The organism is Pantoea sp. JV6, assembly GCF_025910055.1.
Classification (GTDB): Bacteria; Pseudomonadota; Gammaproteobacteria; order Enterobacterales; family Enterobacteriaceae; genus Pantoea; species Pantoea agglomerans.
Map to the genome: position 1 here is coordinate 1 of NZ_JAPCIM010000015.1, position 25,852 is coordinate 25,852.

The window sequence follows — 25,852 nt, forward strand, 5'->3', positions numbered from 1 at the left end:
TTCTCAGAAGTTTTTCTCCGGCGGCTCAGTCTCCTGTGCCTTTCAACCTGTCACCCCGTTGCCGGTGTGCCGTGTTGATGGATGCGCATTATAGGGAGTTGTCTGAGAGGCGCAACCCATAAATTGCATAAAAAAGAGCGTTCGCTGCATTCCACAGCAAAAGCGGCTGTTATACGCAGTTACACACAATGTTATCCACATTAGTCGGGCCAGATAAATTTAGGCGAGCATCACGCAAACGTTTTCGCTACAATGCCGGGCGAAGTTCCGGACACCCCTTTTCGGGGCGTTACCTGAGGTTTTTGATTTTTTCTTCCTGTATAGAGAAGAGAAAACCGCTGTAAAGCCTGATGTAACGCTCTTATATACGCGAAACAAAGCCAAGGGATAAACCACCATGCAACAAACTCGTCCTGTACGCCGCGCATTGCTCAGTGTCTCTGACAAAGCCGGTATCCTCGAATTTGCTCAGGCGCTCTCAAGTCGCGGTGTCGAACTGCTCTCCACAGGCGGAACAGCTCGCCTGCTGGCGGATGCGGGTCTGGCTGTCACAGAAGTCTCTGACTACACCGGTTTCCCGGAAATGATGGATGGACGCGTCAAAACCCTGCATCCCAAAGTGCATGGCGGCATTTTAGGTCGTCGCGGCCAGGATGATGCCATTATGGCGCAGTACGACATCAGCCCAATCGACATGGTGGTCGTTAACCTCTATCCCTTTGCACAGACCGTCGCCCGTGAAGGATGTTCACTGGAAGATGCAGTGGAAAATATCGACATCGGTGGCCCGACCATGGTGCGCTCTGCTGCCAAGAACCATAAAGATGTGGCAATCGTGGTCAGCAGCGGCGACTACGATGCGATCATTGCCGAAATGGATGCCCATGAAAATGGTCTGAAGCTTGAGACCCGTTTCGATCTGGCGATCAAAGCGTTTGAACACACTGCCGCGTATGACAGCATGATCGCTAACTACTTTGGCAGCCTGGTGCCCGCCTATCACGGTGATCGTAATCAGCCCGCCGGCCGTTTCCCGCGTACCCTGAATCTGAACTTCATTAAGAAGCAGGATATGCGCTACGGTGAAAACAGCCATCAGGATGCTGCCTTCTATATAGAAGAGAACATCACTGAAGCTTCAGTGGCGACTGCCCGGCAGGTTCAGGGCAAAGCGCTCTCCTATAACAACATTGCTGACACGGATGCTGCACTGGAGTGCGTAAAAGAGTTCAGTGAACCCGCCTGCGTCATCGTCAAACATGCGAACCCTTGTGGCGTAGCGACCGGTGACTCTCTGCTGGCAGCCTATGAGCGTGCTTACCAGACCGATCCGACCTCCGCATTTGGCGGCATCATCGCCTTTAACCGCGAGCTGGATGAAGCAACTGCGCAGGCCATTATCAGCCGCCAGTTTGTTGAGGTGATTATCGCGCCAGCGGTTTCCGAGGCCGCGCTGAAAATTACCGCCGCGAAGCAGAATGTCCGTGTCCTGATCTGCGGCCAATGGCAAAACCGTACTGCTGCACTGGATTTCAAACGCGTCAACGGGGGTCTGCTGGTACAGGATCGCGATCTCGGCATGGTTGATGCCAGCCAGCTGCGCGTCGTCAGTAAACGTCAGCCAACCGAACAGGAGCTGCGTGATGCGCTGTTCTGCTGGAAAGTAGCGAAGTTCGTTAAGTCTAACGCCATTGTTTATGCACGCGACAACATGACCATCGGTATCGGTGCCGGACAGATGAGCCGTGTCTATTCCGCTAAGATTGCCGGCATTAAAGCAGCCGATGAAGGGCTGGAAGTAAAAGGATCAGCCATGGCGTCGGATGCCTTCTTCCCGTTCCGTGATGGCATTGATGCGGCAGCCGCGTCAGGCGTGAGCTGCGTCATCCAGCCTGGCGGCTCCATCCGCGATGAAGAGGTGATTGCGGCGGCTGATGAGCACGGCATTGCCATGATCTTCACCGACATGCGTCACTTCCGCCATTAATCGTTCTGGAGAGAAACAGATGAAAATTTTAGTAATCGGCAATGGCGGACGTGAACATGCTCTGGCCTGGAAAGCAGTTCAGTCGCCGCTGGCGGAAACCGTGTTTGTGGCACCGGGTAATGCGGGCACCGCATTAGAGCCTGCGCTGCAGAATGTCGCGATCAGTGCAACTGATGTCCCTGCCCTGCTTGAGTTTGCCCGGCGTGAAAAGATCGATCTGACGATTGTCGGCCCCGAAGCGCCGCTGGTAATTGGCATCGTGGATGCCTTCCGTGAGGCCGGGCTGGCTATCTTTGGTCCGACTCAGGCCGCTGCGCAGCTGGAAGGCTCTAAAGCTTTCACCAAGGATTTCCTGGCGCGTCATCAGATCCCGAGTGCGGAATACCAGAACTTCACCGAGGTTGAGCCCGCTCTCGCGTATCTGCGTGAGAAAGGCGCCCCTATCGTCATCAAAGCCGACGGCCTGGCCGCAGGCAAAGGCGTGATTGTGGCGATGACGCTGCAGGAAGCTGAGGATGCGGTTCAGGATATGCTGGCCGGAAACGCCTTTGGCGATGCCGGACATCGCATTGTGATTGAAGAGTTTCTGGATGGCGAAGAAGCCAGCTTCATCGTGATGGTGGACGGCGAGCATGTGCTGCCCATGGCCACCAGCCAGGATCACAAACGCGTGGGCGATGGCGATACCGGTCCGAACACCGGCGGAATGGGTGCCTACTCTCCGGCTCCGGTTGTCACCGATGAGATCCACCAGCGCGTTATGGATCAGGTTATCTGGCCGACCGTGCGCGGCATGGCGGCTGAAGGCAACGTCTATACCGGTTTTCTCTATGCCGGCCTGATGATCGATCACACCGGGCAGCCGAAAGTGATCGAATTCAACTGCCGCTTCGGCGATCCGGAGACTCAGCCGATCATGCTGCGCCTGCAGTCGGATCTGGTCGATCTTTGCCTGGCCGCCTGTGACGGTAAACTGGATCAGAAAACGTCACAATGGGATCCCCGCCCTGCGCTGGGTGTGGTGCTGGCGGCGGGCGGTTATCCGGGTGACTACGCTCAGGGCGATCAGATTCACGGTCTGCCACTCGAAGAAGTGGCTGACGGCAAGGTATTCCACGCCGGAACACGGCTGGAAGAGGATCGGGTGCTGACAAACGGTGGCCGCGTGTTGTGCGTAACCGCGCTGGGCGACGATGTGGCCGCGGCACAAAAGCGGGCTTATGAGCTGACACAGCCGATCTCATGGCAGGGCAGCTTCTGTCGCCGCGATATCGGCTACCGCGCCATTAATCGCAAATAAGTTCAGGGGGCACCAGGTGCCCCCTTTTCAATTCACATATCTTCTTCTGTCGGCTGCTGTGAGCAGTCATCCTGCTGACTGACCCGCAATAGCTGTATCCCTTCCGGCGCTTCAAGCCATGACACCATCAGCGGTGCCGATGCGCGGCGTTGCTGCTGTGTCAGCATCTGCAGAGCGTCGGCGTCAAAAGCGGGTCTGACCTGCTGGCCTTCGCAACTCTCCAGCACATTGTTTCCCAGCCAGTGTCCCTGTCTGAGGAACACCTGACCGCTTAATAGCGCATCGCTGAGGTTACGCATCCGCTCGGCATCAAACTTATAGAGCTCAACCGCATCCGGGCTGACCGCTTCACGCCGGCCTGAAAGCTGGCGCTGCATAAAGTTAAGACCGCCAGCCTGGTCAAAGCGCAGGGTCACATCATCAGGCTGGTTGCCCTTCACCTGACGCTGGATGCTGATCAACGACTCTTCCAGCCAGACATAATCCGTCACTTCACCCTCACCGCCACTGAACGGCGTATAGAAGGTGCGGATATGGACCGACTGGTGGTCGCTGTTTTTACGCCAGATACGAACAACACCACGATCAGCAAGATAGCCACTGGCAGAAAAGGGGGGAATATCCGGAGTAGAGCTGCAACCGAAAAGAAAAAGGGAGAGAAACAGAACAGATAAACGCTGAAACAGCGGGGTCATGATGGCTGGCCTCTTAAACAAAAGGGGCGAAACGCCCCCTGTTTTAAAGCTTAACCGCAGTGCGACGTCTTACTTAACGGCGTCTTTCAGCGCTTTACCAGACACGAATGCCGGTACATTTGCTGCAGCGATTTTGATCTCTTTGCCAGTCTGCGGGTTACGACCGGTACGCTCAGCGCGGTGGTTCACTTTAAAAGTACCAAAACCAACCAGTTGTACAGCATCACCATCTTTCAGAGACTCAGTGATCGCAGCCAGAGTAGATTCCAGCGCTGCCTTTGCCTGGGTTTTAGACAGGTCAGCTTTTTCTGCGATCACATCAATCAGTTGAGTCTTGTTCATAAGTTATCCTTAAAGTGTATTTATCGCTTGCTAAGCAACGAGTGCGAGGGAAAAGCCATATTCTGGCACTCTTCTGCCTGCACGCACCGATAGCCACAATTTTCAGCCCCCCAAATGTAGACCAGACAGGGGGCCAATGTGAAGCCTCCAGGCGCGCTAATTCGGGCCTGAAGTCACGTTTTATCGCCTTACTGCTGGAAATTTATACCGATGTTGCTAATTCCCGCTTCACGCAGGTCAGATCGCAGACCTTTAATCAATTCAAGGTCGCGCTCTTCACACTCCGCCAGCAGGCGGAAAATCTCCCACTGAAGGTCCCACTCATCGATGATAGCCGGGTTTTCACGCAGCTCTTCGTCGGTCATTTCGCGTCCAGCCTGGGTCATTTCTAGCATGGCGATAGTGGTAATTGAGGTCTCGCTGACTTCAATTGCATGCTCAAGAGTTTCACCGCTCAGCTGCGCATGTACGACTTCGCTTAATGCCACACAGGCATCGATAGCCGGATAAACGCCGTAAACCTCAAACGCATCACCATCCGGAATGGCGGCTTCGAGCTTTTCCAGCTGGCTGTCGAAGTTAATCTTCGCATCTTTGACCGTCAGGTTTTCCCAGATCAGATCAAGAATACGGCGATAGAGTGCCGGATCGGCAAATTCAGTCTGCTCGCAGAACGCGCGATAGTTGGGATACATGCGCTCGCACAGGCAGGCCATAAAAGTAAGGTGCTGCCAGCTTTCCAGCTTCGCCAGACGCAGATGAACGGGATTTTGTAACATAAAGGTGGCTCTTATTCGTTTCGCTGGCCGCAGTGTAACTGCAAAACCGCAGCACAAACAGTGTTAAAGCGCGTTTTGCCAGCGCTGGAAAGCGGTTCGGTTCGAGGCAACCGCGTCGGCCCAGCGGGTCGGTTCCGGCAGCCGGTAACCACGCGTACAGTTTTCGACCCACTGCAGCGCGGTATCCAGGCTGACACGATGGCCGGTGGCGACAAACAGCGGATTACACCGCAGCTTGCTGCGCCATACCCAGCCTATCTGCTCACCTTTGTCGATCAGTGGCTGACGACTGCCAGGCTGCGCATCCAGATCGGCAAAACCGCCACACAGGCGACTTTTCGCGACACCAATGGTGGGCACATCGACCAGCAGGCCAAAATGTGACGCGACGCCAAGTCGTCGTGGATGCGAAATACCGTGTCCATCCACAAACAGCAGGTCCGGCTTTTGCTCCAGCATCTGCCAGGCGGCCATCAGCGCTGGATATTCACGGAATGAGAGAAAGCCCGGAATATAAGGCATGGTGGTCTCAACGCGTGCGATGCGATGCTCCACCAGCTTTAAGGAGGGATACTCCAGTATCACCATCGCCGCCCGGGTGATGGTACCTTCCTGCTCAAATCCAACGTCCGCCCCGCCGATAAAGCGGGGTGGCAGCACATCAAAGTCATCTTCACGCACCACATCAGCGGCGCGTTGTAACTGCTCAGCGCGAAGTGCGGCAATATCCATGATTACTCCTGATGCCAGGGACGTGATAAACGGTGTACCGCCTCAACAAAGACGCCCGCGTTTTCGGGTGGGACATCCAGATGAATACCATGACCCAGATTAAAGACATGCCCGGTGCCCGAACCAAAGCGCTCCAGGATCCCAGCTACTTCCTGTTCGATACGCTCAGGTGCCGCATAGAGCATAGAAGGATCCATGTTGCCCTGCAGTGCGACTTTGTCACCCACGCGACGACGTGCGTCATCAATATCGGTGGTCCAGTCGAGACCCAGCGCGTCACAACCGGTGGCGGCCATCGCTTCCAGCCACTGTCCGCCGCCTTTGGTGAAGAGCGTCACCGGCACGCGGCGACCGTCGTTTTCACGCAGCAGGCCATCGACAATTTTGTGCATGTAATGGAGTGAGAATTCGCGGTAATCACGACCGGTCAGCACGCCGCCCCAGGTATCAAAGACCATAACGGACTGCGCACCGGCGCGGATCTGAGCATTGAGATAGAGGATGACGCTGTCGGCCAGCTTATCCAGCATCGCGTGGAGCGTAGCGGGATCGGCATACATCATCTTCTTAATTTTGGTAAACGCCTTGCTGCTCCCGCCTTCCACCATATAGGTGGCCAGCGTCCACGGACTGCCAGAGAAGCCAATCAGCGGCAGATCGCCGTTCAGGTTCTTACGGATGGTGCGCACAGCATTCATCACATAGCCCAGCTCCATTTCCGGATCGGGCACCGGTAAACGCTCAACGTCAGCGCGACAGGTCACAGGATTTGAGAAACGCGGGCCTTCACCGGTTTCAAAGTAGAGACCCAGTCCCATCGCATCCGGAATGGTCAGGATGTCACTGAAGAGGATGGCGGCATCCAGCGGATAACGGCGCAGCGGCTGCAGGGTGACTTCACAGGCCAGCTCGGCGTTTTTACACAGCGACATAAAGTCGCCCGCCTGGGCGCGTGTCGCTTTGTACTCCGGCAAATAGCGCCCGGCTTGTCGCATCATCCAGACCGGCGTGACATCAACCGGCTGACGTAACAGGGCACGCAAATAACGATCGTTCTTCAGTTCACTCATCTCAACACTCTCTCAATAACAGGCGTGTAGTGTAGCACTTTCACACTTCGGCGCGGCACAGGGCGACGGTATCTTCAATCAGGCGGCGCGCCACGGTGCCTGGCGGTGGCAGCAACGGCAGCTCATCAAAACGGAACCAGGCCGCATCCAGCAGCTCTTTACCGTCGTGCTGCAGATCGCCGCTGTCATACTCCGCCATAAAGGCTGTCATCAGCGATTGCGGGAAGGGCCACGGCTGGGAGGTAACGTAACGGACGTTTTTGACGCGGATATTGCTCTCTTCCATCACTTCGCGGGCAACGGCCTGCTCCAGCGTCTCGCCCACCTCCACAAAACCTGCCAGCACGGTGTAGACCTTGTTGCGATGGCGGGCATGATTCGCCAGCAGGATTTCATCACCGCGACGGATAGCCACAATGATGCAGGGTGCGATCTGCGGATAGTAACGCTCGCGGCAATGGCTGCAGAGACAGGCAAATTCATGTTTGCTTTGGTGCATTTCATGGCCGCAATAGCCGCACCAGCGATGAGAACGGTAGAATTCCGCCAGTTGCACACCGCGACCCACCAGCTGAAACAGCGCCACATCCTGATCGATCAGCTGTCGTACTGAGAACATATCGGCAGAACGCGGCTCACAAATCAGCCAGACTTTTTCGCCCTGCCACTCACCGATGGTCCGGGCTTTACTGCCGGTCAAACCAAATTTTTCGGCGTTTCCGTGGGGTAAATCACCTTGTGGTAACCAAAGTTTCTGTTCATGGCTGACAATCCACCATCCAGCGTCTACGCTTGAGATTTCGCATTGCATTTATTTCGTCATCCTTAGCGTCAACTCGCACGCTGAAGTCCTGATGTTAAGTGTGTAGATAAACAACTATAACTCACATGGAGTTAGATATGCTTAACCAGTTAGACGTCCTGGCTGAACGCGTAGGTGGCAGTAATGAACTGGTCGATTCGTGGCTTGAAGCCCGTCGTCAGCTACTGGTGACCTATTATCACCTGGTCGGACTTAAACCAAACAAAGAGGCGCTGACGCGTCTTGATGAGCAGGCTCTGGACAACTTCTGTCACGGTCTGGTCGATTATCTTTCTGCGGGTCACTTCAGTATCTATGAACGCGTGATCAGCGAAATGAGTGGCGACAGCCCGATGATTGCCGCCGCACAGATCTATCCACCGCTGGAAGCCAATACTGAGCGTCTGATGCAGCTGTATGACGGCCACCTGCAGCAGGCAATCGACGACGAGAACTGCATGACCTTCCAGCAGGCACTCTCCGAAGTGGGTGAAGTGCTGGAAGCACGCTTTACGCTGGAAGATAAGCTGATCCAGCTGGCATGGGATAACCAGCTTGTCCCCCCGCCGGTAGCCAATGACAGCCATATCGCGCGTCCGGCTTAATCATCATCTCCGGCAAAGGGGTTGAGATTATCCCGTAGCCCTTTTATGCTGAACAGGTTCTGAGGAGAGTGCTCCAAAGAACCTTTTTGATTTTTGCTTTGAAATATAAGGTTTTTACACCTGGCTCTGTTATCAGACACCAGCGTAAAAACCGCTTCTTGTCGGAGTGCCCAGTTGGGCTGAGACCGTTAATTCGGGATCCGCGGAACCTGATCAGGTTAGAACCTGCGAAGGGAACAAGAGTAAATATTCTCTGTATGCCAGCATGCTTACGCTGTCTATACGGTTACTCCTTCCGAACTCCGGACAAGCATCGTTCCCCCTTAACAGGAAGATTGCTATGTCTGACCAAAAAACAACCCGTCGTGAACAGCGTGCCCAGGCGCAGGAATTTATCGATTCCCTGCAAAGCGGTAGTGCATTTCCCCAGTCCCGCCGCATCTGGATCACCGGCAGCCGCGAGGATATCCGCGTTCCCATGCGTGAAATCGTGCTAAACCCGACCCACATCGGCGGCAGCAAAGAACAGCCTCTCTATGAGCAGAACGAAGCGGTACCGGTCTATGACACGGCGGGTGCCTATGGCGATCCCGCAGCACAGATCGATGTTCATCGTGGCCTGGAAAAGCTGCGCGCCCGCTGGATTGCTGAACGCGACGACAGCGAATTTCTCGAACAGAACAGCTCGGGTTATACCCAGCAGCGGCTGGCTGACGAGGGACTGGATCATCTGCGCTTCGATCAACTCCCGACACCGCGCCGTGCCCGCGCAGGCTGCTGCGTCACGCAAATGCACTATGCCCGTCAGGGGATCATCACCCCGGAGATGGAATTTATCGCACTGCGGGAAAACATGGGCCGTGAGCGAATCCGCAGTGAGGTATTGCTGCAACAGCATCCCGGCCACAGTTTTGGCGCGCATCTGCCAGCCAGTATCACGCCCGAGTTTGTGCGTCAGGAGGTCGCTGCCGGACGCGCCATCATCCCTGCCAATATCAATCACCCTGAATCGGAGCCGATGATCATTGGCCGCAACTTTCTGGTTAAGGTCAATGCCAACATCGGTAACTCGGCGGTGACCTCTTCTATTGAGGAAGAGGTGGAAAAACTGGTCTGGTCGACTCGCTGGGGTGCCGATACGGTGATGGATCTCTCTACCGGTCGTTATATTCATGAAACGCGCGAATGGATTTTGCGAAACAGCCCGGTGCCAATCGGTACAGTGCCGATTTATCAGGCGCTGGAAAAAGTGAATGGCGTGGCCGAGGCGCTGAACTGGGAAATATTCCGCGATACGCTGCTTGAGCAGGCGGAACAGGGTGTCGATTACTTCACTATCCACGCTGGCGTGCTGCTGCGTTATGTCCCGATGACGGCGAAACGTCTGACCGGAATTGTATCGCGGGGTGGATCTATCATGGCGAAATGGTGCCTGTCGCATCATCAGGAGAGCTTCCTGTATCAGCACTTCCGGGAGATTTGTGAAATCTGCGCCGCCTATGATGTCTCCCTGTCGCTGGGCGATGGCCTTCGTCCGGGTTCCATTCAGGACGCCAACGATGAGGCGCAGTTTGCCGAACTGCGTACCCTGGGCGAACTGACCCGTATTGCCTGGGAATATGACGTTCAGGTCATGATTGAAGGCCCGGGGCACGTCCCGATGCATATGATCCGCCGCAACATGACCGAACAGCTCGACCTGTGCGATGAAGCCCCCTTCTACACCCTTGGCCCGCTGACCACCGACATCGCGCCCGGCTATGACCATTTCACCTCCGGTATCGGTGCTGCCATGATTGGCTGGTTTGGTTGCGCCATGTTGTGTTACGTCACGCCCAAAGAGCATCTGGGTCTGCCGAACAAAGAGGATGTGAAGCAGGGATTGATCACCTACAAAATAGCAGCGCATGCCGCCGATCTGGCGAAAGGCCATCCGGGTGCGCAGATCCGTGATAACGCCATGTCCAAAGCGCGCTTTGAGTTCCGCTGGGAAGATCAGTTTAATCTGGCGCTGGATCCCCATACGGCGCGGGCTATGCATGATGAAACCCTGCCGCAGGAGTCGGGCAAAGTGGCCCATTTCTGCTCGATGTGTGGCCCTAAGTTCTGCTCGATGAAAATTTCACAGGAGGTGCGCGAGTTCGCAGCACGTCAGGATACGCGCGCCGAGCCCGTTGAAGTGGGCATGGCGCAGATGTCAGACCGTTTTCGTCGGCGCGGCGGTGAGCTTTATCATCCCGCCGATGCCATTAAGGAGGAGTAACAATGCCCGCATTTCCCGCTACCGCCCCGCGCCTGGGGCTTTATCCGGTGGTTGATAGCCCCGACTGGATTGAGCGCCTGCTGAAGATGGGCGTTCGTACACTGCAGCTGCGCATCAAAGATCAGCCCGATGAGGTCGCCGAGCCCGCCATCGCTCAGGCGATTGCAATGGGTAAACGCTATGACGCGCGCCTGTTTATCAATGACTACTGGCAGCTGGCGATAAAGCATCAGGCTTATGGCGTGCATCTGGGTCAGGAGGATCTCGATGTCGCCGATCTTGCCCGGATTCATCAGGCAGGATTGCGTCTGGGGCTCTCCACCCATGACGATGCTGAACTGGACCGCGCACTGGCAATCCAGCCCTCTTACATCGCGCTTGGACATATTTTCCCGACGCAGACCAAAGAGATGCCTTCTGCGCCGCAGGGCATTGAGCAGTTAAAGCGGCATCTGACGCGCCTGACGCATATCCCCACCGTGGCAATTGGCGGTATCTCGATTGCACGGGCACCTGACGTGCTGGCAACCGGCGTGGGCAGTATTGCGGTGGTGAGTGCGATTACCCAGGCAGATGACTGGCGTGAAGCAACACGAACCCTGCTGGCGCTGGCAGAGCCTCACCAATAAAGATTTGTGGAAGCTATCCCGCATAGCGGCTGCAAAACCAGTAACGCCAGCGTTTCTGCCGGGAAAGCGACGCGCAAAAGCGTATGTTGCCGCTGGCGTGCTCTGATCCAAAACCTTAACGTGGCCTCCGTCAGGTTAAGGTTATCTGACCAGGGCCGGTTCCCTCCTCTTGCCGGCCCTGCTTCTTCTTTTCGCTATGCGAGAGTTGAAGCTGAAATCTGCGTCTCATGCTGGCACGAGATCATGGCGCGTTCGACGGCTGCACCCACCAGCGCCAGCGCCTTCTCAGTCTGCTCGTTGATCGGCAGCCCGTAGTTTAAGCGCAGACAGTTACGGTATTTACCCGAGGCCGAAAAGAGTGAGCCTACGGCTATCTGAATTTTTGACTCGCGCAATTCGCGGTTGAGCCGGACCGCATCAAACGCTTCGGGGAGCTCTATCCACATCAGAAAACCGCCCTGAGGACGGGAAACGCAGATGCCGCAGGGAAAGTAGTGGCGCACCCAGCAGCTAAAGGTTTCATAGTTACGATGATAGATTTGCCGCATCCGGCGCAGATGGGGCTGATAATGGCCCTGGCGGATAAACTCGGAGACCGCATGCTGAGGCTGTGTGGCGGTGGAACCTGTGACGATATATTTCATGTGCAGTACACGGTCGCGATAGCGGCCGGGTGCAACCCAGCCGACACGCAAACCTGGCGCCAGCGTTTTGGAAAAGGAGCTGCACAGCAGAACCCGGCCATCGAGATCCAGCGCTTTAATGGTCGCTGGGCGCGGATATTCCCAGGCTAACTCACCATAAACATCATCTTCAATGACCGCCGCGTCAAACCGCTGCGCCAGGGCCAGCAATGCCCGCTTACGCGGCTCAGGCATGATAAATCCCAGCGGATTATTACAGTTCGGCACAACAACGACTGCTTTAATCGGCCATTGATCAAACGCCAGTTCCAGCGCTTCCAGGCTGATGCCGGTTACCGCATCGGTCGGGATCTCAATGGCACGAATGCCAAAGCCGCGCAGGGTTTGCATGATCCCGTGAAACGAAGGCGACTCAACGGCAATGATATCGCCCGGCTCGCAGACCGCGCGCACGGCTACCGATAACGCTTCATGGCAGCCGGTGGTAATAACAATGTCATCGGCGGTGAGCTGGCAACCGCTATCTATCGCCAGTCGTGCAACCTGTTGCCGCAGTGCGAGAACACCATAGAGGTTGTCATAATTGAGCAGCGCGATGTCCTGCTTCTGAGCCTGTCGGCTGAAGGCTTTCCACAGCGGCTTAAGCGTCGGTTGGGTCAGATCGGGCATACCGCTTCCCAGCTGCAACACATCATCTTCCAGACGGCTGTTAATCAGCTCCAGCACCGCATCCCACTGCGTTACCTCAACCGGCCGCTGTGCGGGACGGGTCAGCGCAGGCATCGGGGGCGTCGCCTTACGCGAGGCCACAAAATAGCCAGAGCGCGACTGCGGCGTAATCATCTGCTTCTCTTCCAGCAGATGATAAGCCTGCTGCACGGTGCTGATACTGACGCCATGTTCGGCACTCAGACTGCGTACCGAGGGCAGGCGCTCACCACTGCGATATAAACCTTGTTCGATACGCTGAGCCAGCAGCGTGGCCAGATGTTCATATCGCGTCATTGTATTTCCTCTGACTCAGGAGCTGAGCATTAACCGGTACAGTTATGCCTCTTTTTTACCATTCAGATTGTCATTAACGCAATCTGTATGTTAAAGAAAGGTGATTTTTGCGTCTGTATCATACAGAGCGATCCGCTGAGAATAGTCCTCAGACAATTCACTGAGGGCACTATCATGGGATACGACGAGAATCGCGCAGCTAAACCGTTCACAGGCACGCCTTACCAGCTGGTTCGTTATTTGTGGCGCAGTTATAAACGCTGGCAGCTGCGGCGTGAGACGCGCGTCATCCTGTCGAAGCTGAGTGACAGTCAGCTGAAAGACATTGGCCTTGGCCGTAACGACTGGAATGTCTGAATCAGAGACAAAAAAAACCCTGCCGAGGCAGGGTTTTTATCAGGCAAAGGACGATTAATCGTCTTTGTTGCCGCCGAGACCGGCGTTCAACAGTTCAGCCAGGCTGGCTGAGGCTTCATCCGCAGTAACCTGCGGTGCAACCGGAACTTCACCTGCCGCTTTGCGGCGCATACGATCCTGATGGTACGCATAACCGGTACCGGCCGGGATCAGACGACCCACGATTACGTTCTCTTTCAGGCCGCGCAGTTCATCGCGCTTACCTGCTACTGCTGCTTCGGTCAGGACACGCGTGGTTTCCTGGAACGATGCTGCAGAGATGAACGATTCGGTAGCCAGTGACGCTTTGGTAATACCCAGCAGGTCACGCATGAAGGTTGCGCCAACTTTTCCGTTCGCTTCCAGATCACGGTTAGAGATCTTGATGCGAGAGAATTCAGCCTGCTCACCTTCCAGGAAGTCTGCACTTCCTGCGCTCACGATGGTTGCTTTACGCAGCATCTGACGAACGATGACTTCGATGTGCTTATCGTTAATCTTAACGCCTTGCAGACGGTAAACTTCCTGCACTTCGTTAGTGATGTAACGGGTCACCGCATGCACGCCACGCAAGCGCAGGATGTCATGTGGAGACTCTGGGCCATCGGAAACCACGTCACCGCGCTCAACACGTTCACCTTCGAACACGTTCAGCTGACGCCATTTCGGAATCATCTCTTCGTACGGCTCACTGCCATCCAGCGGAGTGATGACCAGACGACGCTTACCTTTGGTCTCTTTACCGAAGGAGATGATGCCGCTGATCTCCGCCAGAATAGCTGGCTCTTTCGGACGACGCGCTTCGAACAGGTCAGCAACGCGTGGCAGACCACCGGTAATATCCTTGGTACCGCCAGATTCCTGCGGAACACGCGCCAGCGTGTCACCAGCACTGATCTTCACGCCATCTTCCAGCTGAACAATCGCTTTACCAGGCAGGAAGTACTGAGCCGGCATGTCGGTGCCCGGGATCAGAACGTCGTTGCCGTTGGCATCAACAATTTTCAGCGCAGGACGCAGATCTTTACCGCCCGCAGTACGTTCAGCACTGTCCAGAACCACCAGCGAAGAAAGACCGGTTAAGTCATCTGTCTGACGGGTAATGGTCTGGCCATCAACCATGTCCGTGAAGCGAATGAAACCGCCCACTTCGGTGATGACTGGCATGGTATGCGGATCCCAGTTTGCGACGGTTTCGCCCGCTGCAACCTGCTCACCATCACCTTTCGCCATGGTAGAACCATAAGGAACTTTATAGCTCTCTTTGGTACGACCAAATTCGTCGATCATTTTCAGTTCAACGTTACGCGAGGTGATCACCAGCTTGCCTGCCGAGTTCGTTACCGACTTAGCGTTGGTCAGCTTGATGGTACCTTTGTTCTTCACCTGAATGCTGGATTCAGCAGCCGCACGTGATGCCGCACCACCGATGTGGAACGTACGCATCGTCAGCTGTGTACCTGGCTCACCGATGGACTGTGCCGCGATAACACCGATCGCTTCACCTTTGTTGATGATGTGACCACGTGCCAGGTCGCGACCATAGCAATGCGCACACACACCAAAGTCGGTTTCACAACCTACTACTGAGCGGACTTTCAGGCTGTCGACTGAGTTCAGTTCCAGCACGTCACACCAGTGCTCATCGAGCAGCGTGTTGCGTGGAACCAGAATGTCAGCAGTACCCGGCTTCAGAACGTCTTCAGCGGTCACACGACCCAGAACACGTTCACGCAGTGGCTCTTTAACGTCGCCACCTTCGATGACAGGTGTCATCATGATGCCTTCGTGTGTACCACAGTCATCTTCGGTAACAACCAGATCCTGTGCAACGTCAACCAGACGACGCGTCAGATAACCGGAGTTCGCCGTTTTCAGTGCGGTATCCGCCAGACCTTTACGAGCACCGTGGGTTGAGATGAAGTACTGGAGTACGTTCAACCCTTCACGGAAGTTCGCCGTGATTGGTGTTTCGATGATGGAGCCATCTGGCTTCGCCATCAGACCACGCATACCGGCCAGCTGACGAATCTGTGCAGCAGAACCACGCGCACCAGAGTCAGCCATCATAAAGATGCTGTTAAAGGAAACCTGTCGCTCTTCTACGCCGTCACGGTTAATAACGGTTTCGGTTGAGAGGTTTTCCATCATCGCCTTGGCAACACGTTCGTTGGCTGCTGCCCAGATATCGATGACTTTGTTGTAACGTTCGCCTGCGGTTACCAGACCAGACTGGAACTGCTCCTGGATCTCAGCCACTTCAGCTTCCGCTTCGGTGATGATTTCCACTTTCTTCTCTGGAATAACCATGTCGTCGATGCCGACAGACGCGCCTGAACGGGCTGCGTAAGCGAAACCGGTGTACATGGTCTGGTCAGCAAAGATAACGGTCGGCTTCAGGCCCAGAATGCGGTAACAGGTGTTCAGCATTTTGGAGATAGCTTTTTTGCCCAGCGCCTGGTTAACGATGGAGAAAGGCAGACCTTTTGGCACGATCATCCACAGGATGGCACGGCCAACAGTGGTGTCGATGATGCTGGTTTTAGCAACCCACTCATCCTGCTCATTTTTCTCGTGTTCGGTGATACGCACCTTAACGCGAGCATGCAGCGATGCGAGGCCAGCGCGATAAATACGCTCAGCTTCTTTCGGGCCAGTCAGCACCATGCCTTCGCCTTTGGCGTTAACACAGTCACGGGTCATGTAGTACAGACCCAGTACAACGTCCTGAGAAGGAACGATGATTGGCTCGCCGTTCGCAGGTGACAGGATGTTGTTGGTCGACATCATCAGCGCACGCGCTTCCAGCTGGGCTTCCAGCGTCAGCGGTACGTGAACAGCCATCTGGTCACCATCGAAGTCGGCGTTATATGCCGCACAAACCAGCGGGTGCAGCTGGATTGCTTTACCTTCGATCAGAACCGGTTCAAAGGCCTGAATACCCAGACGGTGCAGCGTAGGCGCACGGTTCAGCAGAACCGGGTGCTCACGGATCACTTCGTCGAGGATATCCCAGACAACCGCTTCTTCGCGCTCAACCATTTTCTTCGCGGCTTTGATGGTGGTGGCCAGGCCACGCAGTTCCAGCTTGCCGTAAATGAACGGTTTGAACAGTTCGAGTGCCATTTTCTTCGGCAGACCGCACTGATGCAGGCGCAGGTATGGACCTACGGTGATAACCGAACGACCAGAATAGTCGACACGTTTACCCAGCAGGTTCTGACGGAAACGACCCTGCTTACCTTTGATCATGTCAGCCAGCGATTTCAGCGGACGCTTGTTGGAACCGGTGATCGCACGACCGCGACGACCGTTGTCCAGCAGTGCATCGACCGCTTCCTGCAACATACGCTTTTCGTTGCGCACGATGATATCTGGCGCAGCCAGATCCAGCAGGCGTTTCAGGCGGTTGTTACGGTTGATCACGCGACGATAGAGATCGTTCAGATCCGACGTTGCGAAACGGCCACCATCCAGCGGTACCAGCGGACGCAGATCCGGTGGCAGAACAGGCAGCACGGTCAGGATCATCCACTCTGGCTTGTTGCCAGACTGTACGAACGCTTCCAGCAGCTTGATGCGCTTGGTCAGTTTTTTACGTTTGGTTTCGGAGTTAGTTTCGTTCAGCTCTTCACGCAGCTGCTCGCACTCCTGCTCCAGATCCATGTTTTTCAACAGGGCCTGGATCGCTTCGGCGCCCATTTTGGCGTCGAACTCGTCACCGAACTCTTCCAGAGCGTCAAGGTACTGCTCTTCAGTCAGAATCTGACGCTTCTCGAGGTTGGTCATGCCACCTTCGATTACCACGTAAGATTCAAAATAGAGCACGCGCTCGATGTCACGCAGTGGCATATCCAGCAGTAAGCCGATACGCGATGGCAGTGACTTCAGGAACCAGATGTGCGCAGTCGGCGACGCCAGTTCGATGTGGCCCATACGCTCACGGCGTACTTTAGTCTGGGTCACTTCAACGCCGCACTTCTCACAAATCACACCACGGTGTTTCAGGCGCTTGTATTTGCCGCACAGGCACTCATAGTCTTTCACCGGCCCGAAGATACGGGCACAGAACAGACCATCGCGCTCTGGCTTAAAAGTACGGTAGTTAATGGTTTCTGGCTTTTTCACTTCACCAAAAGACCAGGAACGGATCATGTCTGGCGAAGCCAGCGCAATTTTGATCGCATCAAACTCTTCGGTCTTAGTTTGCGCTTTCAGAAACTTAAGTAAGTCTTTCACGGATTAGCTCCCGTCGGAGTGAGACTCAGAGGGCGTCCAACCGAAATTGAACGCCCCGTAACCAGTACAATTGCGAGCGCTTTAAACCCTGCGCTTTCAGGCGGCGGCGAACCGCAGCCTGAAAAGGGGTTACTCGTCTTCCAGCTCGATGTTGATACCCAGCGAGCGAATCTCTTTCAACAGTACGTTGAAGGATTCCGGCATGCCCGGTTCCATCTGATGGTTACCGTCAACGATGTTTTTATACATCTTGGTACGGCCGTTGACGTCATCAGACTTAACGGTAAGCATTTCCTGCAGGGTATACGCGGCACCATATGCTTCCAGTGCCCATACTTCCATCTCACCAAAGCGCTGACCACCGAACTGTGCCTTACCACCCAGCGGCTGCTGAGTAACCAGGCTGTAGGAACCGGTTGAACGTGCATGCATCTTGTCATCAACCAGGTGGTTGAGTTTCAGCATGTACATGTAGCCAACGGTTACCTGACGTTCGAACTGCTCACCGGTACGGCCGTCAAACAGGGTAATCTGACCGGAAGAAGGCAAGCCGCCGAGCTGCAGCAGCTCTTTGATTTCGCTCTCTTTCGCGCCATCAAACACCGGAGTGGCGATTGGCATACCTTTCTTCAGGTTCTCAGCCAGACGCAATACTTCGTCGTCGGAGAAGGTGTTCAGGTCAACTTTCTGACGCAGATCGCTACCCAGGTCATAGGCGCGCTGGATGAATTCGCGCAGTTTCGCGACGTCTTCCTGCTTTTTGAGCATGGCGTTGATCTTCTCGCCGATGCCTTTCGCTGCCATACCCAGGTGGGTTTCCAGAATCTGACCGATGTTCATACGCGATGGTACGCCCAGCGGGTTCAGAACGATGTCAACCGGCGTGCCGTTTTCATCGTAAGGCATATCTTCGATCGGGTTGATCTTAGAGATAACACCTTTGTTACCGTGACGGCCTGCCATTTTGTCACCCGGCTGAATCTGACGCTTAACAGCCAGATAAACCTTAACGATTTTCAGCACGCCTGGTGCCAGATCATCGCCCTGGGTGATTTTACGACGCTTACCTTCAAGTTTTTTCTCAAACTCGTGCTTCAGCTCGTCGTACTGCTCTGCCAGCTGCTCCAGCTGGTTTTGCTTGGCTTCGTCAGTCAGACCCAGTTCCAGCCAGCGCTCGCGCGGCAGCTTGTCCAGTTTGTCTGCTTCAACGCCACCAGAAATCAATACGTTCTGGATACGGCTGAACAGGCCCGCTTCCAGAATCTGCAGTTCTTCAGACAGGTCTTTCTTGGCCTGCTTCAGCTGCATCTCTTCAATTTCCAGCGCACGTTTATCTTTTTCCACGCCATCGCGGGTAAAGACCTGAACGTCGATCACGGTGCCTGACACGCCATTCGGTACGCGCAGTGACGAATCTTTCACGTCAGAGGCTTTTTCACCGAAGATAGCGCGCAGCAGTTTCTCTTCTGGCGTCAGCTGGGTTTCACCTTTTGGCGTAACCTTACCAACCAGAATGTCACCACCGGTCACTTCAGCACCGATGTAGACGATGCCTGACTCATCCAGTTTAGAGAGTGCAGCTTCACCCACGTTCGGGATATCAGCGGTAATCTCTTCCGGCCCCAGTTTGGTGTCACGCGACACGCAAGCCAGTTCCTGAATGTGGATAGTCGTAAAGCGATCTTCCTGAACCACACGCTCGGAGACCAGGATGGAGTCTTCGAAGTTGTAACCGTTCCACGGCATGAACGCTACGCGCATGTTCTGGCCCAGTGCCAGTTCACCCAGATCGGTGGACGGGCCATCTGCCAGCACGTCGCCGCGCTCAACCGGCTCACCCAGAGAAACACATGGCATCTGGTTGATGCAGGTGTTCTGGTTAGAACGGGTATATTTGGTCAGGTTGTAGATGTCGATACCGGCTTCGCCAGCATGCATTTCGTCTTCGTTAACTTTGATAACGATACGTGATGCGTCGACGTACTGTACGGTACCGCCACGTTTGGCAACGGCAGTTACACCGGAGTCAACGGCAACAGCACGTTCCATACCCGTACCAACCAGCGGCTTATCAGCACGCAGAGTCGGAACGGCCTGACGTTGCATGTTCGCACCCATCAGGGCGCGGTTAGCATCATCGTGTTCCAGGAACGGGATCAGGGACGCACCGACAGAAACGATCTGTTGAGTCGAAACGTCCATGTAGTCAACCTGATCGCGGCTGAACAGACTTGATTCGCCTTTGCTACGGCAGGTGACCAGGTCATCAACAAACGCGCCGTTATCATCAAGAGGGGCGTTCGCCTGAGCGATAACGTAGTTACCCTCTTCGATAGCAGAGAGGTAGTGAATCTCGTCAGAAACCAGACCGTCGATAACACGGCGGTAAGGCGTCTCAAGGAAACCGTACTCGTTGGTCTGTGCATACACAGACAAGGAGTTGATCAGACCGATGTTCGGGCCTTCAGGGGTTTCGATTGGGCAGACACGACCGTAGTGCGTTGGGTGTACGTCACGCACTTCGAAGCCGGCACGCTCACGCGTCAAACCACCCGGGCCGAGAGCAGAGATACGACGTTTGTGCGTAATCTCTGACAGCGGGTTGTTCTGATCCATAAACTGAGAAAGCTGGCTGGAACCAAAGAACTCTTTCACCGCGGCCGAAATTGGCTTCGCGTTGATCATGTCCTGTGGCATCAGGGTATCAAGGTCGCCCAGTGACAGACGCTCTTTCACCGCACGCTCAACACGTACCAGACCGACACGGAACTGGTTCTCAGCCATTTCACCGACTGAACGAATACGACGGTTACCGAGGTGGTCGATATCGTCCACTTCGCCTTTACCGTTACGGATGTCGATCAGCTTCTTCATCACTTCGATGATGTCATCTTTGCTCAGGATGCCTGAACCTTCGATTTCATCACGCAGCAATGAACGGTTGAACTTCATACGACCCACAGCAGAAAGATCGTAACGATCTTCAGAGAAGAACAGGTTCTCAAACAGGTTCTCTGCTGCTTCGCGTGTTGGCGGCTCACCAGGACGCATCATGCGGTAGATCTCAACCAGTGCGCTCAGACGATCGCTGGTTGGGTCGACACGCAGGGTCTCGGACATATATGGACCGTGGTCCAGATCGTTGGTGAACAGCGTTTCGATGCGCTTGTGACCGGACTGGCTCAGTTTGGCCAGCAGATCCAGTGACAGTTCCATGTTCGCTGCAATGATCAGCTCACCGGTGCTCTCATCGATGTAGTCTTTAGCGACCACTTTGCCCGCGATATATTCAACCGGAACTTCGATGTGCTGAATGCCATCTTTTTCCAGCTGACGGATATGGCGCGCAGTAATACGGCGTGCTTTTTCGACGTAGACGGTGCCGTTCGCTTCGATATCGAAGGTCGCAGTTTCACCGCGCAGGCGCTCAGGCACCAGCTCCATCTGCAGCTTGTTGTCGCGAATTTCAAACACCACTTTCTCGAAGAAGATATCGAGAATCTGAGGTGTAGTGAACTGCAACGCACGCAGGATGATAGTGGCCGGCAGCTTACGACGACGGTCAATACGGACAAACAGGTTATCTTTCGGGTCAAACTCAAAGTCGAGCCATGAACCGCGGTAAGGGATGATACGTGCGTTGTAGAGCACTTTACCCGATGAGTGGGTTTTACCCTTATCGCTATCAAAGAACACGCCAGGACTACGGTGCAGCTGAGAAACGATAACGCGCTCGGTACCATTGATAACAAAGGTACCATTGTCGGTCATGAGCGGAATTTCGCCCATGTAGACTTCTTGTTCTTTAATGTCTTTTACGGTGCCTTCTGGCGCTTCGCGCTCATAGACCACCAGACGCAGTTTCACGCGCAGCGGTGCCGAATAGGTCACGCCACGGATCTGACACTCTTTCACGTCAAAGACAGGTTCACCCAGGCGATAACTGACATACTGCAACTCAGAGTTGCCGCTGTAGCTCGCAATAGGGAATACAGAGCGGAATGCAGCTTCCAGTCCGTACTGACCTTCTGGATCTTGCTCGATAAACTTCTGGAACGAGTCGAGCTGGATGGAAAGGAGATAAGGTATGTCCAGTACTTGCGGACGTTTACCAAAATCCTTACGAATACGTTTTTTCTCGGTATAGGAGTAAACCATAGGGTTCCTCAGCTAGCTGACAAGTCGACCCACGCTGTCCGTCCTGACAGGACAGTTCATGCAACACGATTTTGTTTGATTCACTGGCTGCGCAGCAGCAGTGCAATACCTCTTTCTATCACGCTTAAATCATTTCATCGCTGTTGCGAGGGCAGGGAACCCGCACAGGTAGAGCGGTATATTAAGTCGTCGATAGAGAAAGATATTGAAGAGTAACAATGGACAAACAGTGTGAAACCCCATTGAGACCCTGTAGCGCAAAAAGGCTGGTGACCAAAAAGTCACCAGCCATCAGCCTGAAACTACTCAGACTGCAACCCGAAGGCTGTCTTACTTAACTTCAACTTCAGCGCCAGCTTCTTTCAGAGCAGCTTCAAGTGCAGCTGCGTCATCTTTGCTGATCGCTTCTTTGATTACGCCAGTTGCTTCAACCAGATCTTTGGCTTCTTTCAGGCCCAGACCAGTTGCAGTACGTACGGCTTTGATTACTGCAACCTTGTTCGGGCCAACAGCTTTCAGGACTACGTCGAATTCAGTTTTTTCTTCAACAGCTTCAGCCGGGCCCGCAGCAACAGCTACAGCAGCAGCAGCAGAAACGCCGAATTTTTCTTCCATAGCAGAAACCAGCTCAACTACTTCCATTACGGACATCGCTGCAACAGCTTCCAGAATTTGGTCTTTAGTAATAGACATGACAATTGTTCCTAAGAATCAGAAAAAGTTTATACGTAAGCAAGTACGAAGAAAAGAAGATGGCCTTAAGCCGCTTCTTTTGCATCGCGTACAGCAGCCAGAGTGCGGACCAGTTTGCCGGCAGCGGCTTCTTTCATGGTCGACATCAGACGTGCCAGTGCTTCTTCGTAGGTCGGCAGCGTTGCCAGACGGTCAATATTGGCCGCCGTGATCAGCTCACCTTCAAAGGCTGCAGCTTTGACCTCAAATTTTGCATTCGCTTTCGCGAAATCTTTGAACAGACGAGCAGCAGCGCCCGGGTGTTCCATAGAATATGCAATCAGGGTCGGACCAACAAACGTGTCTTTCAGGCACTCAAACTGAGTTCCTTCAACGACGCGGCGCAGCAGGGTGTTACGAACAACACGCATGTAAACGCCAGCTTCACGGCCTGCTTTACGCAGTTCGGTCATTTTATCAACGGTAACGCCACGGGAATCCGCAACAACCGCTGAAAGCGCACCTTTGGCTACTTCGCTGACTTCAGCAACAATCGCTTGTTTGTCTTGAAGATTTAATGCCATTAGCTTTTGCTCCTGGATTTGACCGGGAAAGGATTTCCCCGGAACTCACTTCACTTACTCACCCCAAGGGGAAATAAGCGCTCGAACACGGTGAGCAGAATCCAGCTAAGAAAAAATTCTTTTGGTTCTGTCACCGTCTACGCAGGGTATTAAGCGGAATATCCGGAGATAAGCAGCTCCTGCGGTCTTGGACGGAGGCCAGGATAAGGCCTGGCTCCAACCTAAATTCTGTGCGACGCAGCAGAGTCAGAGGGAAAGGCGATACACGCAACAATCAGTTCTGGCTCTCTGGTGTCCTGTTCCGTTAATAACAGAACAACGGGCGTAAGATTCTAGGTGAATTTTTCGCCCGTTTCAAGCAGCAATTAGTTTGCTGTTGCGTTCAGACCAGCCTGGTCAACGGCAACGCCGGCGCCCATGGTGGTTGAAAGGCTAACTTTCTTGATGTACACGCCTTTCGCCTGAGATGGTTTTGCTTTTTTCAGCGCAACCAGCAGAGACTCCAGGTTTTCTTTCAGTTTGTCAGCGTCAAAGTCCACTTTACCGATGGTAGTGTGGATGATGCCGTTTTTGTCGTTACGATAACGAACCTGACCCGCTTTAGCGTTCTTAACCGCTTCAGCAACGTTAGGCGTTACAGTACCGACTTTCGGGTTTGGCATCAGGCCACGTGGACCCAGAATCTGGCCCAGCTGGCCAACAACGCGCATTGCATCCGGAGAAGCAATAACAACGTCAAAATTCATTTCGCCTTTCTTGATCTGATCAGCCAGGTCTTCCATGCCTACCAGCTCAGCGCCTGCTGCTTTAGCAGCTTCAGCGTTGGCGCCCTGGGCGAAGACAGCAACACGTACTGAACGACCAGTACCGTGTGGCAGAACGGTCGCGCCGCGAACGTTCTGATCAGATTTACGTGCATCAATGCCGAGGTTGACAGCAACGTCAACGCTTTCAACGAACTTGGCAGTAGCCAGTTCTTTCAGCAGAGCAACAGCTTCAGCAATATCATACTGCTTGGTCGCGTCAACTTTGTCGCGAATTACGGTCATGCGCTTGGTCAGCTTAGCCATTTCTTAGTCCTCTACTACCAGGCCCATGGAACGAGCAGTACCTTCGATTGAGCGAGTCATCGCTTCAACGTCAGAACCAGTCATGTCCGCAGCTTTGGTTTCTGCGATTTCACGTACCTGAGCACGAGTCACTTTACCGACTTTATCTTTGTTCGGCTTACCAGAACCAGACTTGATGCCCGCTGCTTTTTTCAGCAGTACGGCAGCCGGAGGCGTTTTGGTAATGAAGGTAAAAGAACGGTCGCTGTATACGGTGATAACAACAGGAGTCGGCAGACCTTTTTCCAGAGATTCGGTCTTAGCGTTGAACGCTTTGCAGAATTCCATGATGTTAACACCCTGCTGACCCAGAGCTGGACCAACCGGTGGACTTGGGTTCGCCATACCAGCTGCAACCTGCAGCTTGACGTAGGCTTGGACTTTCTTAGCCATGATATTTCCTCAATTGGGTTATAGCGCCTGTAAAGGCTCCCCGTGATAACGATTTACACGCTGTTGCCAGCGCATAAAAACAAAAGGCGCGAAATTGTAGTTAAATTTCGCGCCTGCTGCAACAGCTAATTTGTGAGCGGAAAGAGGTTAACCTTTCTCCACCTGACCGAAGTCGAGCTCAACCGGCGTGGCACGTCCAAAGATGGAAACGGATACCGTCAGGCGGCTCTTCTCGTAATCCACATCTTCAACCACACCGTTAAAGTCAGCAAAAGGACCGTCATTAACGCGAACCATTTCACCTGGCTCAAACAGCGTTTTCGGACGAGGCTTGTCGCCGACCTGCTGCAGACGGTTCATGATCGCATCAACTTCTTTATCGCTGATAGGTGCCGGACGGTCAGATGTACCGCCGATGAAACCCATCACGCGTGGGACGCTGCGTACCAGGTGCCAGCTGGCGTCATTCATCACCATCTGAACCAGTACGTATCCCGGGAAAAACTTGCGCTCGCTCTTACGACGCTGGCCACCACGAATTTCAACGACTTCTTCAGTCGGAACCATGACGTCGCCAAACAGCTCTTCCATGTTGTGCAATTTGATATGCTCGCGCAGCGATTGTGCTACGCGGCCTTCAAAACCGGAAAACGCCTGTACGACGTACCAGCGTTTCTTTGGAGCTTCAGACATCTCAGAACCTCAGGCCAGTGATAAACGATACCAGACGGACCAGAATACCATCCAGCCCCCACAAAATCAGTGACATCACGGCAGTAACCGCGGCAACGATTAACGTGGTGTGCAGCGTTTCCTGGCGGGTTGGCCAGATAACCTTACGCATTTCTGTTCTTGCTTCACGAGCAAAAGCCACGGTCGCTTTGCCTTTGGTCGTTAAAAGCGCAATGCCGCCAGCCGCTGCAATCAGTACAACTACGGCTAAAGCACGCAGTGGCAGTGACACATCACGATAGAGGTAGTTACCTACAATCGCTGCAAGCAGCAGTAACACGACTACTACCCACTTTACCGCTTCCAGGCCACGCCCGCTCCCTTGAGCTTCGGTATTCGCACTCATAAACCAACCTGCCACAATAATTCAGAAACTATTCTGCCCCGCAGTGCGAGGCGTCCAAACCGAATGAGCTTTTGGGGCGTAACTCGGTATCCAACGCCGCATAACAGAGCCTGTCTCAGCAATGATTATGATTCAAAAAATCACTGATGAGCCAGGTTCTATGAAACAGCGTGCAAAAAGGGCATCAAATGATGCCCTTTCCGTGTGCATTGCGTCAAACGTTATCGGTAATTATGCGATAACTTTAGCAACAACACCCGCGCCAACGGTACGGCCACCTTCGCGGATTGCGAAGCGCAGACCTTCGTCCATTGCGATTGGGTGGATCAGGGTAACAACCATTTTGATGTTGTCGCCTGGCATGACCATC

At 54.1% G+C, this 25,852-nt stretch carries 21 protein-coding genes, 1 pseudogene and 1 riboswitch; of the genes and pseudogenes, 6 read left to right on the forward strand and 16 right to left on the reverse strand.

All coding sequences use genetic code 11. From position 1 onward, the window contains the following. The first annotated feature begins 397 nt into the window (after window positions 1–397). A complete protein-coding gene (purH, locus tag OK412_RS16730) occupies window positions 398–1,987 on the forward strand; it encodes a bifunctional phosphoribosylaminoimidazolecarboxamide formyltransferase/IMP cyclohydrolase (RefSeq protein ID WP_264353376.1) in 1,590 nt (529 codons plus the stop codon). A gap of 19 nt (window positions 1,988–2,006) precedes the next feature. Further along, complete coding sequence (gene purD / locus OK412_RS16735) at window positions 2,007–3,287, forward strand: phosphoribosylamine--glycine ligase (protein WP_187506207.1); 1,281 nt, start codon at window positions 2,007–2,009, stop codon at window positions 3,285–3,287. Between the two features lie 32 nt (window positions 3,288–3,319). Here purD and OK412_RS16740 read toward each other — a convergent pair whose 3' ends face one another. From OK412_RS16740 to nudC, 6 genes are all read right to left on the reverse strand, one after another. Next, complete coding sequence (locus OK412_RS16740) at window positions 3,320–3,982, reverse strand: DUF1481 domain-containing protein (RefSeq protein ID WP_010261073.1); 663 nt, start codon at window positions 3,980–3,982, stop codon at window positions 3,320–3,322. Window positions 3,983–4,051: 69 nt separating this feature from the next. Further along, the gene (gene hupA, locus OK412_RS16745) at window positions 4,052–4,324 is read right to left on the reverse strand and encodes a nucleoid-associated protein HU-alpha (RefSeq protein ID WP_003850136.1); all 273 of its coding nucleotides are present in this window, start codon (window positions 4,322–4,324) and stop codon (window positions 4,052–4,054) included. Between the two features lie 188 nt (window positions 4,325–4,512). Then, the gene (locus tag OK412_RS16750; protein ID WP_010261070.1) at window positions 4,513–5,103 is read right to left on the reverse strand and encodes a YjaG family protein; all 591 of its coding nucleotides are present in this window, start codon (window positions 5,101–5,103) and stop codon (window positions 4,513–4,515) included. A gap of 63 nt (window positions 5,104–5,166) precedes the next feature. Beyond that, a complete protein-coding gene (gene nfi, locus OK412_RS16755) occupies window positions 5,167–5,835 on the reverse strand; it encodes a deoxyribonuclease V (RefSeq protein ID WP_264353377.1) in 669 nt (222 codons plus the stop codon). A gap of 2 nt (window positions 5,836–5,837) precedes the next feature. Next, the gene (gene hemE, locus OK412_RS16760; RefSeq protein ID WP_010672222.1) at window positions 5,838–6,905 is read right to left on the reverse strand and encodes a uroporphyrinogen decarboxylase; all 1,068 of its coding nucleotides are present in this window, start codon (window positions 6,903–6,905) and stop codon (window positions 5,838–5,840) included. A 40-nt stretch (window positions 6,906–6,945) separates the two neighbouring features. Beyond that, the gene (gene nudC / locus OK412_RS16765) at window positions 6,946–7,716 is read right to left on the reverse strand and encodes an NAD(+) diphosphatase (RefSeq protein ID WP_010672223.1); all 771 of its coding nucleotides are present in this window, start codon (window positions 7,714–7,716) and stop codon (window positions 6,946–6,948) included. Between the two features lie 89 nt (window positions 7,717–7,805). Here nudC and OK412_RS16770 point away from each other — a divergent pair, with 89 nt between their 5' ends. The 3 genes from OK412_RS16770 (at window position 7,806) to thiE (ending at window position 11,204) form a co-directional block, all read left to right on the forward strand. After that, complete coding sequence (locus OK412_RS16770; protein WP_010261059.1) at window positions 7,806–8,312, forward strand: Rsd/AlgQ family anti-sigma factor; 507 nt, start codon at window positions 7,806–7,808, stop codon at window positions 8,310–8,312. Window positions 8,313–8,464: 152 nt separating this feature from the next. Beyond that, a riboswitch (TPP riboswitch) is annotated at window positions 8,465–8,565 on the forward strand. An 87-nt stretch (window positions 8,566–8,652) separates the two neighbouring features. Beyond that, window positions 8,653–10,575, forward strand: a complete 1,923-nt coding sequence (gene thiC / locus OK412_RS16775; protein ID WP_264353378.1) for a phosphomethylpyrimidine synthase ThiC — start codon at window positions 8,653–8,655, stop codon at window positions 10,573–10,575. A gap of 2 nt (window positions 10,576–10,577) precedes the next feature. After that, entirely contained in the window at window positions 10,578–11,204 is a 627-nt protein-coding gene (thiE, locus tag OK412_RS16780; protein ID WP_061704445.1) for a thiamine phosphate synthase, read from the forward strand. A 194-nt stretch (window positions 11,205–11,398) separates the two neighbouring features. Here the strand turns inward: thiE and OK412_RS16785 are convergent, their stop codons facing one another. Continuing rightward, complete coding sequence (locus OK412_RS16785; protein WP_033773291.1) at window positions 11,399–12,853, reverse strand: PLP-dependent aminotransferase family protein; 1,455 nt, start codon at window positions 12,851–12,853, stop codon at window positions 11,399–11,401. 174 nt (window positions 12,854–13,027) lie between these two features. Between OK412_RS16785 and OK412_RS16790 the strand changes: the two genes are divergently transcribed. Next, on the forward strand, window positions 13,028–13,210 hold the full coding sequence (locus OK412_RS16790; RefSeq protein WP_010261051.1) for a DUF1127 domain-containing protein: 183 nt from the start codon (window positions 13,028–13,030) through the stop codon (window positions 13,208–13,210). A 54-nt stretch (window positions 13,211–13,264) separates the two neighbouring features. On the opposite strand, the gene rpoC is transcribed toward OK412_RS16790, so the two are convergent. The 9 genes and pseudogenes from rpoC to tuf form a co-directional block, all read right to left on the reverse strand. Continuing rightward, window positions 13,265–17,488, reverse strand: a complete 4,224-nt coding sequence (gene rpoC / locus OK412_RS16795; protein ID WP_010261049.1) for a DNA-directed RNA polymerase subunit beta' — start codon at window positions 17,486–17,488, stop codon at window positions 13,265–13,267. A 129-nt stretch (window positions 17,489–17,617) separates the two neighbouring features. After that, window positions 17,618–21,646, reverse strand: coding sequence for a DNA-directed RNA polymerase subunit beta (gene rpoB, locus OK412_RS16800; RefSeq protein ID WP_010261046.1), 4,029 nt, complete (start codon window positions 21,644–21,646; stop codon window positions 17,618–17,620). 330 nt (window positions 21,647–21,976) lie between these two features. Then, window positions 21,977–22,339 carry a 50S ribosomal protein L7/L12 gene (rplL, locus tag OK412_RS16805; protein WP_008927142.1) on the reverse strand — a complete coding sequence of 121 codons (363 nt, stop codon included), beginning with the start codon at window positions 22,337–22,339 and terminating at the stop codon, window positions 21,977–21,979. A gap of 65 nt (window positions 22,340–22,404) precedes the next feature. Further along, a complete protein-coding gene (gene rplJ / locus OK412_RS16810; RefSeq protein ID WP_003848098.1) occupies window positions 22,405–22,902 on the reverse strand; it encodes a 50S ribosomal protein L10 in 498 nt (165 codons plus the stop codon). A gap of 365 nt (window positions 22,903–23,267) precedes the next feature. Beyond that, window positions 23,268–23,972, reverse strand: a complete 705-nt coding sequence (gene rplA, locus OK412_RS16815) for a 50S ribosomal protein L1 (RefSeq protein WP_010261038.1) — start codon at window positions 23,970–23,972, stop codon at window positions 23,268–23,270. Between the two features lie 3 nt (window positions 23,973–23,975). Further along, complete coding sequence (rplK, locus tag OK412_RS16820) at window positions 23,976–24,404, reverse strand: 50S ribosomal protein L11 (RefSeq protein WP_006121495.1); 429 nt, start codon at window positions 24,402–24,404, stop codon at window positions 23,976–23,978. A 147-nt stretch (window positions 24,405–24,551) separates the two neighbouring features. Next, on the reverse strand, window positions 24,552–25,097 hold the full coding sequence (nusG, locus tag OK412_RS16825) for a transcription termination/antitermination protein NusG (RefSeq protein ID WP_003848088.1): 546 nt from the start codon (window positions 25,095–25,097) through the stop codon (window positions 24,552–24,554). Between the two features lies 1 nt (window position 25,098). Next, entirely contained in the window at window positions 25,099–25,482 is a 384-nt protein-coding gene (gene secE / locus OK412_RS16830; RefSeq protein ID WP_008927141.1) for a preprotein translocase subunit SecE, read from the reverse strand. 231 nt (window positions 25,483–25,713) lie between these two features. Next, window positions 25,714–25,852 (reverse strand): annotated as a pseudogene (gene tuf, locus OK412_RS16835) (elongation factor Tu); the annotation flags it as partial.

What these genes read in the sequence shown, in the direction of transcription:
- OK412_RS16750 (WP_010261070.1), bottom strand. Translation starts at nt 5,103, where the DNA reads ATGTTACAAAATCCCGTTCATCTGCGTCTGGCGAAGCTGGAAAGCTGG.
- OK412_RS16770 (WP_010261059.1), top strand. Translation starts at nt 7,806, where the DNA reads ATGCTTAACCAGTTAGACGTCCTGGCTGAACGCGTAGGTGGCAGTAAT.
- purD (WP_187506207.1), top strand. Translation starts at nt 2,007, where the DNA reads ATGAAAATTTTAGTAATCGGCAATGGCGGACGTGAACATGCTCTGGCC.
- rplA (WP_010261038.1), bottom strand. Translation starts at nt 23,972, where the DNA reads ATGGCTAAGCTGACCAAGCGCATGACCGTAATTCGCGACAAAGTTGAC.
- rpoB (WP_010261046.1), bottom strand. Translation starts at nt 21,646, where the DNA reads ATGGTTTACTCCTATACCGAGAAAAAACGTATTCGTAAGGATTTTGGT.
- rplK (WP_006121495.1), bottom strand. Translation starts at nt 24,404, where the DNA reads ATGGCTAAGAAAGTCCAAGCCTACGTCAAGCTGCAGGTTGCAGCTGGT.
- secE (WP_008927141.1), bottom strand. Translation starts at nt 25,482, where the DNA reads ATGAGTGCGAATACCGAAGCTCAAGGGAGCGGGCGTGGCCTGGAAGCG.
- OK412_RS16740 (WP_010261073.1), bottom strand. Translation starts at nt 3,982, where the DNA reads ATGACCCCGCTGTTTCAGCGTTTATCTGTTCTGTTTCTCTCCCTTTTT.
- nfi (WP_264353377.1), bottom strand. Translation starts at nt 5,835, where the DNA reads ATGGATATTGCCGCACTTCGCGCTGAGCAGTTACAACGCGCCGCTGAT.
- thiE (WP_061704445.1), top strand. Translation starts at nt 10,578, where the DNA reads ATGCCCGCATTTCCCGCTACCGCCCCGCGCCTGGGGCTTTATCCGGTG.
- OK412_RS16785 (WP_033773291.1), bottom strand. Translation starts at nt 12,853, where the DNA reads ATGACGCGATATGAACATCTGGCCACGCTGCTGGCTCAGCGTATCGAA.
- nusG (WP_003848088.1), bottom strand. Translation starts at nt 25,097, where the DNA reads ATGTCTGAAGCTCCAAAGAAACGCTGGTACGTCGTACAGGCGTTTTCC.
- rplJ (WP_003848098.1), bottom strand. Translation starts at nt 22,902, where the DNA reads ATGGCATTAAATCTTCAAGACAAACAAGCGATTGTTGCTGAAGTCAGC.
- nudC (WP_010672223.1), bottom strand. Translation starts at nt 7,716, where the DNA reads ATGCAATGCGAAATCTCAAGCGTAGACGCTGGATGGTGGATTGTCAGC.
- hupA (WP_003850136.1), bottom strand. Translation starts at nt 4,324, where the DNA reads ATGAACAAGACTCAACTGATTGATGTGATCGCAGAAAAAGCTGACCTG.
- OK412_RS16790 (WP_010261051.1), top strand. Translation starts at nt 13,028, where the DNA reads ATGGGATACGACGAGAATCGCGCAGCTAAACCGTTCACAGGCACGCCT.
- rplL (WP_008927142.1), bottom strand. Translation starts at nt 22,339, where the DNA reads ATGTCTATTACTAAAGACCAAATTCTGGAAGCTGTTGCAGCGATGTCC.
- hemE (WP_010672222.1), bottom strand. Translation starts at nt 6,905, where the DNA reads ATGAGTGAACTGAAGAACGATCGTTATTTGCGTGCCCTGTTACGTCAG.
- thiC (WP_264353378.1), top strand. Translation starts at nt 8,653, where the DNA reads ATGTCTGACCAAAAAACAACCCGTCGTGAACAGCGTGCCCAGGCGCAG.
- purH (WP_264353376.1), top strand. Translation starts at nt 398, where the DNA reads ATGCAACAAACTCGTCCTGTACGCCGCGCATTGCTCAGTGTCTCTGAC.